Origin of the sequence: Escherichia sp. AM3 (genome assembly GCF_032029835.1) — a bacterium.
In the GTDB taxonomy this organism is placed as follows: Bacteria; Pseudomonadota; Gammaproteobacteria; order Enterobacterales; family Enterobacteriaceae; genus Escherichia; species Escherichia coli.
Map to the genome: position 1 here is coordinate 1 of NZ_JAVUPQ010000938.1, position 276 is coordinate 276.

The 276-nt window shown below is 58.3% G+C and carries 1 pseudogene; it reads right to left on the bottom strand.

Annotated elements, in window-relative coordinates:
• Nucleotides 1-276 (bottom strand): annotated as a pseudogene (locus RTW80_RS29145) (16S rRNA pseudouridine(516) synthase); the annotation flags it as partial.

Consider the following 276-nt stretch of genomic DNA (forward strand, 5'->3'; position numbering starts at 1 on the left):
GGTCTGGATCGAGTTCAATCGCGCCGATACGTTCACGATGCAGCCCCACAACGTGGTTGCCCACGGCGGCAAACATCCGCTTCACCTGATGGTAGCGGCCTTCACTGATGGTCAGACGGACGTCCGTGGGGGTGAGGATTTCCAGCACCGCCGGTTTGGTCAGATCCTTCTCATTATGCAGCTGAACGCCTTTCGCGAATTGCTCTGCCGTGTCATCCGAGACCGGAGACTCAAGCATCACCCGATAGGTTTTCTCACAGTGATGGCGCGGGGAGG